Origin of the sequence: Pseudomonas sp. BTN1 (assembly GCF_001907715.1) — a bacterium.
In the GTDB taxonomy this organism is placed as follows: domain Bacteria; phylum Pseudomonadota; class Gammaproteobacteria; order Pseudomonadales; family Pseudomonadaceae; genus Aquipseudomonas; species Aquipseudomonas paracarnis.
The window spans coordinates 19,763-34,504 of record NZ_MPBM01000032.1; the positions used below are offsets into that span (position 1 = coordinate 19,763).

At 59.6% G+C, this 14,742-nt stretch carries 13 protein-coding genes; 4 read left to right on the forward strand and 9 right to left on the reverse strand.

Annotated elements, in window-relative coordinates; genetic code table 11:
- Positions 1 to 36: 36 nt before the first annotated feature.
- From cysG to ftsK, 6 genes are read right to left on the reverse strand one after another with little or no spacing between them, the layout of a single operon-like run.
- The gene (gene cysG, locus BMH52_RS16445; protein WP_073844362.1) at positions 37 to 1,431 is read right to left on the reverse strand and encodes a siroheme synthase CysG; all 1,395 of its coding nucleotides are present in this window, start codon (positions 1,429 to 1,431) and stop codon (positions 37 to 39) included.
- Positions 1,432 to 2,712: a serine--tRNA ligase gene (serS, locus tag BMH52_RS16450; protein WP_019816715.1), complete on the reverse strand. Its 1,281-nt coding sequence runs from the start codon at positions 2,710 to 2,712 to the stop codon at positions 1,432 to 1,434.
- Between the two features lie 15 nt (positions 2,713 to 2,727).
- The gene (gene crcB, locus BMH52_RS16455; RefSeq protein WP_014718898.1) at positions 2,728 to 3,102 is read right to left on the reverse strand and encodes a fluoride efflux transporter CrcB; all 375 of its coding nucleotides are present in this window, start codon (positions 3,100 to 3,102) and stop codon (positions 2,728 to 2,730) included.
- Positions 3,099 to 4,424 carry a replication-associated recombination protein A gene (locus BMH52_RS16460; protein ID WP_014718899.1) on the reverse strand — a complete coding sequence of 442 codons (1,326 nt, stop codon included), beginning with the start codon at positions 4,422 to 4,424 and terminating at the stop codon, positions 3,099 to 3,101. Before BMH52_RS16460 ends, crcB begins: the two co-directional genes overlap by 4 nt.
- Positions 4,425 to 4,447: 23 nt before the next feature.
- The gene (lolA, locus tag BMH52_RS16465; RefSeq protein WP_003174700.1) at positions 4,448 to 5,071 is read right to left on the reverse strand and encodes an outer membrane lipoprotein chaperone LolA; all 624 of its coding nucleotides are present in this window, start codon (positions 5,069 to 5,071) and stop codon (positions 4,448 to 4,450) included.
- Between the two features lie 54 nt (positions 5,072 to 5,125).
- On the reverse strand, positions 5,126 to 7,534 hold the full coding sequence (ftsK, locus tag BMH52_RS16470; protein WP_003192084.1) for a DNA translocase FtsK: 2,409 nt from the start codon (positions 7,532 to 7,534) through the stop codon (positions 5,126 to 5,128).
- A gap of 474 nt (positions 7,535 to 8,008) precedes the next feature.
- Here ftsK and aat point away from each other — a divergent pair, with 474 nt between their 5' ends.
- From aat to infA, 3 genes are all read left to right on the forward strand, one after another.
- A complete protein-coding gene (gene aat, locus BMH52_RS16475) occupies positions 8,009 to 8,689 on the forward strand; it encodes a leucyl/phenylalanyl-tRNA--protein transferase (protein WP_014718900.1) in 681 nt (226 codons plus the stop codon).
- Positions 8,690 to 8,745: 56 nt separating this feature from the next.
- Positions 8,746 to 9,453: an arginyltransferase gene (locus BMH52_RS16480; protein ID WP_003192088.1), complete on the forward strand. Its 708-nt coding sequence runs from the start codon at positions 8,746 to 8,748 to the stop codon at positions 9,451 to 9,453.
- A gap of 100 nt (positions 9,454 to 9,553) precedes the next feature.
- Positions 9,554 to 9,772: a translation initiation factor IF-1 gene (gene infA / locus BMH52_RS16485; protein ID WP_002553999.1), complete on the forward strand. Its 219-nt coding sequence runs from the start codon at positions 9,554 to 9,556 to the stop codon at positions 9,770 to 9,772.
- A 245-nt stretch (positions 9,773 to 10,017) separates the two neighbouring features.
- Here the strand turns inward: infA and clpA are convergent, their stop codons facing one another.
- Both clpA and clpS read right to left on the reverse strand, forming a co-directional pair.
- Complete coding sequence (gene clpA, locus BMH52_RS16490) at positions 10,018 to 12,288, reverse strand: ATP-dependent Clp protease ATP-binding subunit ClpA (protein ID WP_003192090.1); 2,271 nt, start codon at positions 12,286 to 12,288, stop codon at positions 10,018 to 10,020.
- A 29-nt stretch (positions 12,289 to 12,317) separates the two neighbouring features.
- The gene (gene clpS, locus BMH52_RS16495) at positions 12,318 to 12,686 is read right to left on the reverse strand and encodes an ATP-dependent Clp protease adapter ClpS (protein WP_005789091.1); all 369 of its coding nucleotides are present in this window, start codon (positions 12,684 to 12,686) and stop codon (positions 12,318 to 12,320) included.
- A 225-nt stretch (positions 12,687 to 12,911) separates the two neighbouring features.
- On the opposite strand from clpS, the gene cspD reads away from it, so the two are divergent.
- Positions 12,912 to 13,172, forward strand: a complete 261-nt coding sequence (cspD, locus tag BMH52_RS16500; RefSeq protein WP_014718902.1) for a cold shock domain-containing protein CspD — start codon at positions 12,912 to 12,914, stop codon at positions 13,170 to 13,172.
- Positions 13,173 to 13,247: 75 nt separating this feature from the next.
- On the opposite strand, the gene icd is transcribed toward cspD, so the two are convergent.
- The gene (icd, locus tag BMH52_RS16505; RefSeq protein ID WP_005789095.1) at positions 13,248 to 14,504 is read right to left on the reverse strand and encodes an NADP-dependent isocitrate dehydrogenase; all 1,257 of its coding nucleotides are present in this window, start codon (positions 14,502 to 14,504) and stop codon (positions 13,248 to 13,250) included.
- Between the last annotated feature and the right edge of the window lie 238 nt (positions 14,505 to 14,742).

Genomic DNA, 14,742 nt, shown 5'->3' on the forward strand with positions numbered 1-14,742 from the left:
AATGTGGGAGGGGGCTTGCCCCCGATGCTTTTGAGGTCAGACTTGGGACTGGGCGCCCTCGAACCACTTGAGCTTTTCACGCAGTACCACCACCTCACCCACGATCACCAGTGTCGGCGCATGCACTTCATGCTCCGCCACCATGCGCGGCAGGTCGGCCAGGGTGCCGGTGAACACGCGCTGGTTGGACGTGGTGCCCTGCTGGATCAGCGCCGCTGGGGTATCTGCGGAGCGCCCGTGCTTGATCAACTGCTCGCAAATGATCGGCAAGCCAATCAAGCCCATGTAGAACACCAGGGTCTGTGAGGGGCCGACCAGGTCTTGCCAAGGCAAGTCCGAGGTACCGTTCTTCAAGTGCCCGGTAATAAACCGTACCGACTGGGCATAATCGCGGTGAGTCAGCGGAATCCCGGCATAAGCCGCACAACCACTGGCTGCCGTGATACCCGGCACCACCTGGAAGGGGATGCCATGGGCCGCCAATTCCTCGATCTCTTCGCCACCACGACCAAAGATGAACGGGTCACCCCCTTTAAGGCGCAGCACGCGCTTGCCTTGCTTGGCCAGGTCGACCAGTTGCTGGTTGATCTGGTTCTGAGGCACCGCGTGATCGGCACGACGCTTGCCGACGTACACGCGCTCGGCATCACGACGGCACAGTTCCAAAATCGCCGGCGCAACCAAACGGTCGTACAGCACCACGTCGGCTTGCTGCATCAGGCGCAATGCGCGGAAGGTCAGCAAATCCGGGTCACCTGGGCCCGCACCCACCAGGTACACCTCACCGGGCGCGTAAGGCGGCGCGCCATTGACCTTTTCGATCAACAGGCGCTCGGCCTCCTCGCCCTGCCCGGCCAACTGGCGGTCGGCAATCGGGCCCTGGAACACTTCTTCCCAGAACGCCCGGCGCTGCTGCACATCCGGGTACAAACCTTTGACCTGAGCCCGAAAACGCGCGGCCAGCCCAGCCAGTTGACCATAGGTCGAAGGAATCCAGGTTTCCAGCTTGGCGCGGATCAGCCGTGCCAGTACCGGCGCGTCACCGCCGCTGGAGACGGCAATCACCAGGGGTGAACGGTCGACAATCGCCGGGAAGATCACGCTGCACAACGCTGGCGCGTCCACCACATTGACCGGCACGCAGCGACGCTTGGCATCACTGGACACTTGCGCATTCAATGGCTCATCGTCGGTAGCCGCGATAATCAGGGTGCAACCGTCCAGGTCGGCCTCCTGATAACCGCGCAACATCAGTTCCCCGCCACTGCCCAGCACCAGCTCACGCAGCTGGCTTTCGATCTGGGGAGCAACCACCCGCAACACCGCGCCGGCATCGGCCAGCAGCCGGGATTTGCGCAAGGCAATCTCCCCACCACCGACGACCAACACACGACTGCCGCGCAGGTTATGAAACAGCGGCAGAAATTCCATTTAGCGGATGACCTCAACGCCCGCCATGTAAGGCTTGAGCACCTCAGGTACACGGATCGAACCGTCCGCCTGCTGGTAGTTTTCCAGCACGGCCACCAGGGTACGGCCTACGGCCAGGCCCGAACCGTTGAGGGTATGCACCAGTTCCGGCTTGCCGGTTTCCGGGTTGCGGAAACGCGCCTGCATGCGACGGGCCTGGAAGTCACCGCAGTTGGAGCACGACGAAATCTCGCGGTATTTGTCCTGGCTCGGCACCCACACTTCCAGGTCGTAGGTTTTCACGGCGCTGAAGCCCATGTCGCCCGTGCACAGGGCCAGTACGCGGTACGGCAGCTCCAGCAGCTGCAACACGCGCTCGGCGTTGGCAGTCAGGCCTTCCAGGGCTTGCATGGAGGTCGACGGTTCTACTACCTGGACCATTTCAACCTTGTCGAACTGATGCTGGCGGATCATGCCGCGGGTATCGCGACCCGATGCGCCGGCTTCGCTACGGAAGCACGGGCTGTGGGCAACCAGCTTCAACGGCAGTTGCTTGGCGTCGAGGATTTCGCCGGCGACGATATTGGTCAGCGACACTTCGGCCGTCGGGATCAGGTACAGGTCGGCTTCGCCGTCGCGGCTGATCTTGAACAGGTCTTCTTCGAATTTCGGCAGTTGGCTGGTGCCCATCAACGCCGGCGCCTGAACCAGGTACGGGGTGTAGGCCTCTTCGTAACCGTGTTCGCCGGTGTGCAGGTTGATCATGAACTGCGCCAGTGCACGGTGCATGCGCGCAATCGGGCCGCGCAGCAAGGCAAAGCGTGCGCCGGACATTTTTGCCGCGGTTTCAAAATCCAGGCCACCGGTCAATTCGCCCAGGGCGACGTGGTCCTTGATCTCGAAATCGAAGGCTTTCGGCGTGCCCCAGCGGCGCACTTCGACGTTGCCGTCTTCATCTTCGCCGACCGGTACGGATTCGTGGGGCAGGTTCGGAATGCCCAGCAGGATCGAATCCAACTGGGTCTGAATGCCTTCCAGCTCGATTTTGCCGTCGGACAGCTCAGTGCCCATGCGCTCGACATCCGCCATCAACGGCGCGATATCTTCGCCGCGCTGCTTGGCCTGGCCGATGGACTTGGAGCGCGCATTACGTTCAGCCTGCAGTGCTTCGGTGCGGGTCTGGACGGTCTTGCGCTGTTCTTCCAGCGCTTCGATGCGCGCAACATCCAAGGCAAAGCCACGGGATGCCAGGCGGTCCGCTACGTCCTGAAGGTTGCTACGTAACAGTTTGGAATCGAGCATGTCGGTCTCTCGTTATCAAAGTTTGGTCAAGGACAGGCCAGCCCAGGTGGCGAGCAGCCCGCCGAATACGCTGATGGCCGCATAGCCAATCGCCAGCGGCACTTGCCCGCTTTCCAGCAGGCGCACGGTATCCAGTGAAAAGGATGAAAAAGTCGTCAGGCCGCCAAGAAAGCCAACCATCAGGCCGGCACGTACCTCGACAGGCACTTCCGGGCGTAACAAAAACAGGCCGTATAACACGCCGATCAACAGGCAGCCCACGATATTAACGGCGAGCGTCGCCGTATAGAAGTGTTTCGGCCAATTGGCGTTGATCCAATTGCCGGTGGCGAAGCGCAACAGCGTCCCGGCAATCCCCCCCACCGAGACGGCGACCACCAAAGGAATCATGATTTTCTCCGCTGCCGGGGGCTCAGACGGTCGAGGGTGGCCAGGTGATTGAGCTTCTCACCGATCTTCAGCTCCAGGCCACGGGGCACGGGCTGGTAGAACGGCTGCGGCTCCAGCTCATCGGGGAAGTAGTCTTCGCCGGCCGCATAGGCGTCCGGCTCATCGTGGGCATAACGGTATTCGTCGCCATACCCCAGTTGCTTCATCAGCTTGGTCGGTGCGTTGCGCAGGTGCAGCGGCACTTCGAGGGAGCCGTGCTCGGCGGCCGCACGCAGGGCCGACTTGAAGCCCATATACACCGCGTTGCTTTTCGGCGCGCAGGCCAGGTAGGTGATGGCCTGGGCCACCGCCAGCTCGCCTTCCGGGCTGCCGAGGCGCTCCTGCACCTCCCAGGCGGCCAGGCACAGGCTCAGGGCCCGCGGGTCGGCGTTGCCGATGTCTTCGCTGGCCATGCGCACTACGCGGCGCGCCAGGTACAGCGGGTCGCAACCGCCATCGATCATGCGCGCAAACCAATACAGCGCGCCGTCAGGGTTGGAACCGCGTACGGATTTGTGCAGCGCGGAAATCTGGTCGTAGAAGGCTTCGCCGCCCTTGTCGAAACGTCGGCGCGTGTCACCCAGCAGGCTTTGCAACAGATCAACGCCAATCTCGCCGCCGTCTTCGGCCAGGTCGGAAGCGTTCTCCAGCAGGTTGAGAAAGCGACGCCCGTCACCATCGGCGGCGGTCAGCAAAATCTTGAAGCCTTCATCGCTGAGGCTCAGCTGGCGCTTGCCCAGGCCCTTGTCTTCGCTCAAGGCACGGTGCAGCAGCTTTTGCATCGCCGCTTCATCCAGGCTCTTGAGCACATAGACCCGCGCCCGTGACAACAAGGCGTTGTTCAATTCAAAGGAAGGGTTTTCGGTGGTGGCGCCGATAAAGATCAGCGTACCGTCCTCGACATAAGGCAGGAACGCATCCTGCTGCGACTTGTTGAAGCGATGCACTTCGTCGACGAACAGGATAGTGCGCTTGCCGTATTGCCCGGCCTGCTGCTTGGCCACTTCCACCGCCTGGCGGATCTCCTTCACCCCGGCGAGCACCGCCGAGACCGTTTCAAAGTGCGCGTCCGAGACTTTCGCCAGCAGCCGCGCCAGGGTGGTCTTGCCCACGCCCGGCGGCCCCCAGAAAATCATCGAATGCAGCGCACCCTGCTCCAAGGCTTCGCGCAAGGGTTTGCCGCGAGCGAGCAGGTGTTCCTGACCGACGTACTCATCCAGGTTGGTCGAACGCAAGCGCGCGGCCAGTGGCTGGGCAATCGGGTCACTTCGAAACAGATCCATGGGCAGCGTTTGAAACCTCTAGATTATTCCTGGATCACGTCGGCACCCTTGGGGATGTCGAACTTGAACTTGGACGCGGGCACCGGCTGGTTGGCCTTGACTCCGGAGAACAGGATATCGGTGCGCTGGCCGACGCTGTCGACCAGGCGCATGTTGTTGATCACGCCGTTGCCGAACGACAAGGACAGCGTGTCAAACAGCGTGTCCTTGGATTTTGGCTTGAGGGTGAATTCGATGACGTTGCTGGTCTGCTTGGAGGTGATGTCGAAGCTGTCGTTGATTTTCGACACATCACCCGACAGCAGCAGTGCCGGGGTCTGGTTCAGGCGTGGATCGAGCTTCTTGATGGTGGCTTGTTCCAGGTCCGGGTCCCACAGCGTGACTTTCTGGCCGTCGGAAACGATGGTCTGCTCCGCCTTGCCTTCGGTATGCCAGTAGAACAGCCCTGGGCGCTGCACGGCCATTTCACCGGCTGTTTCCTGCAACTGGGTGCCGCCGGCATCCAGGGTGAGCTGGGAGAAGCGCGCGGTGAGGGTCTGGGATTTGTCCAACAGGTTCTTCAGGCTGGCGACGGAAGCCGGGTCAGCGTGAGCCGAAACAGCGGTCAAGGCCAGGGCCGGCAACAACAGCATGCGGATAAAGCGCATGGGAGTCCTCATTGAGTAGTCAGGGCACGCCGCGTGTTGCCACGCGGCGCGGAATCAGTCGCGCATCTGCCCAGGGGCGATGACTTCACGCGAGCCATTGGTGTTCATTGCGGTCACGACGCCGGCCATTTCCATGGCTTCGATCATGCGGGCGGCGCGGTTGTAGCCGATTTTAAGCTTGCGCTGCACCGCCGAAATCGAGGCACGGCGGCTTTCCAGTACGAAGGCCACGGCCTCGTCGTAGAGCGCGTCGGTTTCAGCATCATCGTCGCCACCGCTGCTGCCACCGTCGAAGCCGCTGCCGGCCTCTTCCACGCCAGCGAGAATGTCGTCGTTATATTCCGGCGCGCCGCGCAGTTTCCAGGCTTCGACCACACGGTGGACTTCGTCATCGGAAACAAAGGCGCCGTGAACGCGAATCGGCAGGCTGGTCCCGGGCGGCATGTACAGCATGTCACCGTGGCCCAGCAGTTGCTCGGCGCCACCCTGGTCGATGATGGTACGCGAGTCGATCTTGCTGGAGACCTGGAACGCCATGCGCGTCGGAATGTTGGCCTTGATCAGGCCGGTGATCACGTCCACCGACGGCCGCTGGGTCGCGAGAATCAAGTGGATGCCCGCCGCCCGCGCCTTCTGGGCGATACGGGCGATCAGCTCTTCAACCTTCTTGCCGACGATCATCATCATGTCGGCAAATTCATCGACCACCACCACGATGGTCGGCAACTTGGTCAGCAGTGGTGCTTCATCGTGAATGCTTTCGCGCTTGTACAGCGGGTCGGTCAGCGGTGTGCCGGCGTCCTGGGCTTCTTTGACCTTGGCATTGAAGCCCGACAGGTTACGCACGCCCATCTTCGCCATCAGCTTGTAGCGGCGCTCCATCTCGGCAACGCTCCAACGCAGGGCGTTGGCGGCGTCCTTCATGTCGGTAACCACCGGGCACAGCAGGTGCGGGATGCCTTCGTAGATCGACAGTTCCAGCATCTTCGGGTCGATCATGATCAGCTTGGCGTCATCCGGCCCGGACTTGAACAGGATCGACAGGATCATGGCGTTCACACCCACCGACTTACCGGAACCGGTGGTACCGGCTACCAGCAGGTGCGGCATTTTCGCCAGGTCGGTAATCACCGGCTTGCCGCCGATGTCATGGCCGAGCGCCAGGGTGACCGGCGATTTGAAGTTGTCGTATTCCGGGGTCGACAGCACTTCGGAGAAGCGCACGATCTGCCGGTCTTCGTTGGGGATCTCGATACCCACGGTGGTCTTGCCCGGGATCACTTCCACCACGCGCACGCTGGTCACGGCCAGGGAACGTGCCAAGTCTTTGGCCAGGTTGGAAATGCGGCTGACTTTTACCCCGGCGGCCGGTTGGATTTCGTAACGGGTAATCACCGGGCCCGGATGGATCGAGTCCACCGACACTTCGACGCCGAATTCCTTGAGCTTGATTTCCAGCAGGTGGCCGACGGCCGCCAGGGATTCGGGGGAATAGTTGAGTTGTTTCTTTTCGGCCGGGTCCAGAATCGAGATCGGCGGCAAGGTGCCTTCGACAGCGCTGTCGATAAACAACGGTGCCTGCTTCTCTTTTTGCACGCGATGGCTGGGCTCCGGCGCCTTGGGCGGTGCCGGGGCGATCACGGGCGGCACCTGCTTTTCACGGTCCGACATGTGCTTGCTCAGGGCCTGCTCGCGCTCGATCAAGCGCTCCTTGACCTTGGCTTGCTCGCGTCGATCCGGCGTGCTTGGAGCCACCACCTCGTTGACACGGGTGTCAACCTCACGCAGCTGCGCCACCATTTGCTTGCGCTCGACACGGGCGGCCCACCAGCGGTTGGCGGCGCCTTGGAACAATTCGAACAGGTCGAGGGTAATTTTGCCGGTCACGTCCATCACCTTGAACCATGACAGGTCGGTGAATACCGTCAGGCCGAACAGGAACAGCGCGATGAACATCAGGGTGCTGCCCTGGATATTCAGGGTACGGCGTGCCAGGTCGCCAAGGCTTTCGCCCAGAGCCCCGCCCGCGCCCGCCGGCAAGCCGGTCGGTGCATGGAAGTGGATATGCGCCAGCGCAGCGCCCGACAGCACCAGGAACACCAGGCCGATCAGGCGCCAGGAGAACAGCCAGCCGCTCCACTGCCACGGTTCGTGACGCTGGCGGAAGATCTGCCAGGTCTTGATCGCCAGCAACAGCGGGAAAATGTAGGCGAAGTAACCCAGGATCATGAAGAGGATATCGGCGCTGTAAGAACCTACAGGGCCGCCGAAATTCTGCACGTCATCGATCTTGCTGTTATGACTCCAGCCCGGATCGTCCTTGCCATAGGTGAGCAAGGCCATCATCAGGAACAGACACAGCGCACCGATGGCAATCAGTGCGCCTTCCTTGAGTCGGTAATGCAGGTGCTGGCGCCAGGCCGGTACGACTGCTGCTTTAGGTGCTGCGGCGGATTTCTTCAAAACGGGTCTATTCCTGCGCCTTTAGCGCGTCCATCTGTTAAATGACTACACGACTGCTCTATCCGGAGCAGCTGAAAAATGAACGAATGTTGCTGAATCTACTTTTAACATCCGGTGACGGATAGGTGAAATGGCGATAACGCCACAATGGCCGCATTGTACGGGTTTGCGTGCGCGATGCCACGCACTTGCCCTTCACCTGACTGCACTGACAATTTGAGCATGCATTGCCTTTGCTGACAAAGGCTTATGAGCTGTATTTAGCAATCCAGGCAAGCTTGGCAAATGGCCGGCATGCGCCAGACCCGATTACGACCACACCCTGTGTGCAGAGTTGCAGAAACACCCGCTCATGCTAATCCTCGTTAATAGCCTATTCGGGCTGGCCCCGTGGCGCCGGGTCGTCAATAATCAACACTTGCGGTGCAGGTGCATGACCTGCCACTCCCCTCCCCTTCCGTAAGCCTGGATGCCATGCTGACCTGGTTACAACGCGACACCCTGACGTTCCCACCTTTGGCCAAGGCCATGCGCGAACCCAACGGCCTGCTCGCCGCCGGTGGCGACCTGTCGGCCGAACGACTGATCCAGGCCTACCGTCATGGCTGTTTTCCCTGGTTCTCCGAAGGCCAGCCTATCCTCTGGTGGTCGCCCGACCCTCGCACAGTGATATTCCCCGACGAGCTGCATGTTTCCCGCAGCCTGGGCAAATTATTGCGCCAGCAGCGCTATACCGTGACCTTCGACCAGGATTTCGCCGCCGTCATACACGCCTGCGCCGCGCCCCGTGCCTATGCCGATGGCACCTGGATCACCGAAAGCATCCAGCAGGCCTATCTGGAGCTGCACCAGCGTGGCTACGCGCATTCCGTCGAGGTCTGGGACCAGGGCGAACTGGTAGGTGGCCTGTATGGCCTGGCGATGGGCCAGTTGTTTTTTGGCGAGTCCATGTTCAGCCGCGCCGACAACGCCTCCAAATTCGGCTTCGCCACATTGACCCGGCAACTGCAAGCCTGGGGATTTGTACTGATCGATTGCCAGATGCCCAATGATCACCTGCACAGCCTGGGTGCCCGCGGCATACCGCGCAGCGTCTTCGCTGACTTCCTGGACAAACATCTGGACCAACCCAACGCCGGGCCGTGGGTTTCCTAGGCGACTTTCGCGCACGTGGCTTACACTTATTTCAAAGCTTATCCCGAGGGTTGATCATGACCGAGCTGGCGCGCTTGAAGTTCTATGCCACTCAAGCCCACTCATGCAGCTATCTGCCCGACGAGCAGGCCACCACGCTGTTCCTCGATCCCAGCCAGCCCATGGACGTGCATGTGTATGCCGACCTGTCCGAGATGGGCTTCCGGCGCAGCGGCGATCACCTGTATCGCCCCCATTGCCAGAACTGTAATGCCTGCGTGCCCGCACGCATCCCGGTTGCGCAGTTTTCGCCCGACCGTAACCAGAAACGCATTCTCAAGCGCAACGCCGACCTGACCGTACACGCCACCAAACCCCAATACAGCGAAGAATATTTCGATCTCTACCAACGCTATATCGAGCAGCGTCATGCCGACGGCGATATGTATCCACCCAGCCGCGACCAGTTTTCCACATTCCTGGTGCGTGACCTGCCCTTTTCGCGGTTCTACGAATTCCGCCTCGACGGCCGCCTGTTGGCCGTGGCGGTCACCGACCTACTGCCCAACGGCCTCTCGGCGGTGTACACCTTCTATGAACCGACCGAAGAACGCCGCAGCCTCGGGCGCTTCGCCATCCTGTGGCAGATAGGCGAAGCGCTGCGCCTGGAACTGGAGGCGGTGTACCTCGGATACTGGATCAAGAACTGCAAAAAGATGAACTACAAGACCCAATATCGGCCCATTGAGCTGCTGATTAATCAAAGATGGGTCACGCTTAACTAGAACCCCTTGGCTTGAACACCCTTTTTCGGGCACAATGCACGCCGCTTTTGCCTGGCGCAGTTGCACCGGGCCATTCACTGGATACCGAGGGCTTTACTGCATGTCGAAAGAAGACAGCTTCGAAATGGAAGGCACTGTCGTCGACACCCTGCCCAACACCATGTTTCGTGTGGAGTTGGAAAATGGGCACGTCGTAACCGCGCATATCTCCGGCAAGATGCGCAAGAACTACATTCGTATTCTTACCGGTGACAAAGTGCGCGTCGAGCTGACGCCCTATGACTTGAGCAAGGGGCGCATCACTTACCGCGCTCGCTAAGCAAGTCAATACAAAACGCCCGGTTATGCCGGGCGTTTTTGTGTGCGCAGGATTTAACAGTCGCCACTTGACCCTGTGGGAGCTGGCTTGCCTGCGATAGCGGTGGGCCAGTTAACGATGTGCGACCGAAGGACCGCCATCGCAGGCAACCCAGCTCCCACAGTTGATGGTCACAGTCTCGTAAATCGTATTTCAGGCAGCAAAAAGGCGCCTTTCGGCGCCTTTTGCAATGTTGCAGCTAACGATCAGGCCATTTCCGCCGTGGTCTCGAACTCGAAGGTCAGCTCGCCGTCCTTCAGGTCGATGTGCACCACGCCACCATGGTCGGAGAGTTCGCCGAACAGGATCTCTTCGGCCAGTGGCCGCTTGATCTTGTCCTGGATCAGACGCGCCATCGGGCGTGCGCCCATTGCCGCATCGTAGCCGCCCTCTGCGATCCAACTGCGGGCCGCTTCCGTCACATCCAGCTGCACGCGCTTGTCTTCCAACTGCGCTTGAAGCTCGGTGAGGAACTTGTCCACCACGCTTTTGATGACCTCATGGCTGAGGCGACCAAACTGGATAATGGTGTCCAGGCGGTTGCGGAACTCCGGCGTGAAGCTCTTCTTGATCACTTCCATGGCATCGGAGGAGTGATCCTGATGCGTAAAGCCGATCGAAGCCCGCGCCGCGGTTTCGGCACCGGCGTTGGTGGTCATGATCACGATCACATTGCGGAAGTCCGCCTTGCGCCCGTTGTTATCGGTCAGGGTCCCGTGGTCCATGACCTGCAACAACAGGTTGAAGACTTCCGGGTGAGCCTTTTCGATTTCATCGAGCAGCAATACGCAATGTGGCTGCTTGGTGATCGCCTCGGTCAACAGGCCGCCCTGGTCGAAGCCGACATAGCCCGGAGGCGCACCGATCAAGCGCGACACAGTGTGGCGCTCCATGTACTCGGACATGTCGAAACGGACCAGCTCGATGCCCATGGCCTTGGCCAACTGGCGAGCCGCCTCGGTCTTGCCGACACCGGTCGGGCCTGCGAACAGGAACGAACCGACTGGCTTGTCCGGCGACTTGAGGCCCGCACGGGACAACTTGATCGCCGTGGACAGCGAGTCGATGGCCGCATCCTGGCCAAACACGGTGAGCTTGAGGTCGCGCTCCAGGTTACGCAGCAGCTCCTTGTCGGAACTGGTGACGTGTTTTGGCGGAATCCGCGCGATCTTGGCCACGATGTCCTCGACCTGAGGCACGTCGATGCGCTTCACGCGCTTCTCGACCGGTTGCAGGCGCTGGTAGGCACCCGCTTCGTCGATCACATCGATGGCCTTGTCAGGCATATGCCGGTCATTGATGTAGCGCGACGCCAGCTCAGCCGCCGCACGCAAGGCCTCATCGGTGTACTCGATGCCATGGTGCGCTTCAAAACGCCCCTTGAGCCCACGCAGGATGCCGATGGTATCTTCAACCGACGGCTCGGACACGTCGACTTTCTGGAAGCGACGCGCCAGGGCACGGTCTTTTTCGAAGATGCCGCGAAATTCCTGGAACGTGGTCGAACCAATGCAGCGGATATCACCGGAGGACAGCAGCGGCTTGAGCAGGTTGGAAGCGTCCATCACCCCACCGGAAGCCGCACCGGCGCCAATGATGGTATGGATCTCGTCGATGAACAGGATGGCCTGCGGGCGTTTTTTCAGCTCGCCGAGCAACGCCTTGAAGCGTTTCTCGAAATCGCCACGGTACTTGGTCCCGGCGAGCAACGCGCCCAGGTCAAGGGAATAGACGACACTGCTGGCCAGCAGGTCTGGCACCTGGTTGTCGACAATGCGCTTGGCCAGGCCTTCGGCAATCGCGGTTTTACCCACGCCCGCCTCGCCCACCAGCAACGGGTTGTTCTTGCGACGACGCGCAAGTATCTGCGCTACACGCTCTACCTCGTGCTCACGCCCCACCAGCGGATCGATCCGCCCCTGGCGCGCCATTTCATTGAGGTTGCTGGCATAGGCATCCAGCGGGTTGCTGGAAGAAGAAGACTCACCGCCCTCCTCGTCCTGCATATCCTGCTCGCCCTCGGAATGATCGCCGTGCCCAGGCACCTTGGAGATACCGTGGGCGATGTAATTGACTACATCAATACGGGCAACGCTCTGCTGCTTGAGCAGGAACACGGCCTGGCTTTCCTGTTCGCTGAAAATTGCCACCAGCACATTCGCGCCCGTGACTTCACGCTTACCGGAGCTCTGTACGTGGAACACAGCACGCTGCAATACCCGCTGGAACCCCAGGGTTGGCTGGGTTTCGCGGTCCTCGTCATGCACGGGGATCAGTGGCGTGGTGGAGTCGATAAACTCCTGCAGGTCATGCTTGAGCTTGTCGAGGTTGGCGCCGCACGCACGTAGAACGGTGGCGGCAGCTTCGTTATCCAAAAGTGCCAGCAAAAGGTGTTCGACGGTCATGAATTCATGACGCTTCGAACGAGCCTCTTTGAAGGCAAGATTGAGGGTGACTTCGAGCTCGCGGTTTAACATAGCTTCACCTCATACCCAAGTGGTCGGCGTTAACCGTCCTTCTCGATTTCACAGAGTAGCGGATGCTGGCTTTCCCTGGCGTACTGGTTGACCTGCATGGCCTTTGTCTCGGCGATGTCGCGGGTAAACACTCCACATACTGCCCGTCCTTCTGTGTGAACGGCCAGCATTACCTTGGTCGCCAACTCGCGGTTCAGGTTGAAAAACACCTCGAGCACTTCGACGACGAAATCCATCGGTGTGTAGTCATCATTAAACAAAACCACCTTGTACATCGGCGGCGCCTGTAAAGCAGGCTTGGCCTCCTGAACAGCAATGCCTGCAGAACCGTCGTCGTCATGTTCCTGATCCGGGCGATCCTGATTGAATGTTAGTCGAATCTGGCTGTTTGCATGCATGGGAAAGAAAGGTTCGTCAGTGGTTCAATTACAGTGGTGGGGGCGGCCTGTCAGAATTTCAACTCTGACCCTTTGGTCACCTTGACTATCGGCGAAACGGTGTTACAACGAATAGAGCCCACAGTGGGTAAAAAAGGTCCGCGCAGTCAACCTTATTTATTCGGGTTAGGACGGATAGACAGGATGATACTCCAGTGATGGAGTCTGGTGCAGAGGGATAAGGGAATGGCTAGTGGTAAGGTCAAGTGGTTCAACAATGTCAAGGGTTACGGCTTCGTCATTGAAGACGGCAAGACCGAGGACCTTTTTGCGCATTTCTCAGCGATCCAGATGGAAGGTTACAAAACGCTGAAAGCGGGTCAGCGTGTCAACTTTGAAATCATTCAAGGGCCAAAAGGCATGCATGCCGTAAATATTGTTGATGCGCCTGCCACTGCAGGCGTGAAAGAAACAAAGGTAGAAAAATCAGAGAAGCAGCGGGCCTGACCAGCCACTGAAATCAAGCACTCAAAGCAAACCGGCCGCCCCGACTCATCAGGGCGGCCGGTTTTCTCTGCCTGTTTACATATGCTTGATCAACGCATCACCAAACCCCGACGACGACACCAGCGTAGCGCCATCCATCAGACGCTCGAAGTCATAAGTCACAGTCTTGGCCGAAATCGCGCCGTTGGTGCCCTTGATGATCAGATCCGCCGCCTCGACCCAGCCCATATGCCGCAGCATCATTTCCGCCGACAGGATCAATGAACCAGGGTTGACCTGATCCTTGCCCGCATATTTAGGCGCAGTACCGTGGGTGGCTTCAAACATTGCCACGGTGTCCGACAGGTTGGCCCCCGGCGCAATACCAATGCCGCCCACTTCCGCCGCTAGGGCGTCGGACAGGTAATCACCATTGAGGTTGAGGGTCGCGATCACGTCATATTCGGCCGGGCGCAGCAGGATCTGCTGGAGCATGGCGTCGGCAATGGCATCCTTGACCACTACATTCTTACCGGTCTTGGGATTCTTGAACTGCATCCACGGCCCGCCGTCGAGCAGAGTCGCGCCGAACTCTTCAGCCGCCACCTCGTAGGCCCACTCCTTGAAGGCCCCTTCGGTGAACTTCATGATGTTGCCTTTGTGCACGATGGTCAGCGAGTCGCGGTCGTTATCCACCACATACTGCAAGGCCTTGCGCGCCAGGCGCTTGGTACCCTCTTTGGAGACCGGCTTGACGCCAATCCCGCAATCCTGGTCGAAACGGATCTTGGTAACACCCATTTCTTCCTTGAGGAACTTGATCACTTTGATCGCTTCCGGCGAACCAGCCTTCCACTCGATGCCCGCGTAAATATCCTCGGAGTTCTCACGGAAAATAGTCATGTCCACGTCGCCAGGCTTTTTCACCGGACTGGGCACGCCTTCGAACCAGCGCACCGGGCGCAGGCACACGTACAGGTCAAGTTGCTGGCGCAGCGCTACGTTCAGCGAGCGGATACCGCCACCCACCGGCGTTGTCAGCGGGCCCTTGATGGACACTACGTAATCCTTGACCGCGTCCAGGGTTTCCTGGGGCAGCCAGGTGTCCTGGTCGTAGACTTGAGTGGCCTTTTCGCCAGCGTACACCTCCATCCAGGAGATTTTGCGCTTGCCGCCGTAAGCCTTTTCAACAGCGGCGTCGACCACCTTGATCATCACCGGGCTGATGTCGACGCCAATACCGTCACCTTCGATGTAGGGGATGATCGGTTGGTCAGGAACATTGAGAGAATGGTCTGCATTGACGGTGATTTTGTCGCCGACTGCCGGAACCTGAATCTTCTTGTATCCCATGCTGAACTCCATCTATGGATTGAACATCTGGCTGCGTTCGAGCCTACTCCAGATAAATGGCGACTGAAACCTCACGCCATGCTCATTTGCATCGAAAACAGCATATTTGGTGGCCTACAAGCCTGAAAGCAAAGGGAAAAGCGCCAATCTTGAGCACATCCCACTACCCCACGCACCTGCGACCTTTAGACCAATGGACGAGCCCCCTTTTGTATGAAGGCTCAGCGTAAGCATAGCG

Coding starts and splice junctions, on each gene's coding strand:
- cysG (WP_073844362.1), bottom strand. CDS start 1,431: ATGGAATTTCTGCCGCTGTTTCATAACCTGCGCGGCAGTCGTGTGTTG.
- serS (WP_019816715.1), bottom strand. CDS start 2,712: ATGCTCGATTCCAAACTGTTACGTAGCAACCTTCAGGACGTAGCGGAC.
- crcB (WP_014718898.1), bottom strand. CDS start 3,102: ATGATTCCTTTGGTGGTCGCCGTCTCGGTGGGGGGGATTGCCGGGACG.
- BMH52_RS16460 (WP_014718899.1), bottom strand. CDS start 4,424: ATGGATCTGTTTCGAAGTGACCCGATTGCCCAGCCACTGGCCGCGCGC.
- lolA (WP_003174700.1), bottom strand. CDS start 5,071: ATGCGCTTTATCCGCATGCTGTTGTTGCCGGCCCTGGCCTTGACCGCT.
- aat (WP_014718900.1), top strand. CDS start 8,009: ATGCTGACCTGGTTACAACGCGACACCCTGACGTTCCCACCTTTGGCC.
- BMH52_RS16480 (WP_003192088.1), top strand. CDS start 8,746: ATGACCGAGCTGGCGCGCTTGAAGTTCTATGCCACTCAAGCCCACTCA.
- infA (WP_002553999.1), top strand. CDS start 9,554: ATGTCGAAAGAAGACAGCTTCGAAATGGAAGGCACTGTCGTCGACACC.
- clpA (WP_003192090.1), bottom strand. CDS start 12,288: ATGTTAAACCGCGAGCTCGAAGTCACCCTCAATCTTGCCTTCAAAGAG.
- clpS (WP_005789091.1), bottom strand. CDS start 12,686: ATGCATGCAAACAGCCAGATTCGACTAACATTCAATCAGGATCGCCCG.
- cspD (WP_014718902.1), top strand. CDS start 12,912: ATGGCTAGTGGTAAGGTCAAGTGGTTCAACAATGTCAAGGGTTACGGC.
- icd (WP_005789095.1), bottom strand. CDS start 14,504: ATGGGATACAAGAAGATTCAGGTTCCGGCAGTCGGCGACAAAATCACC.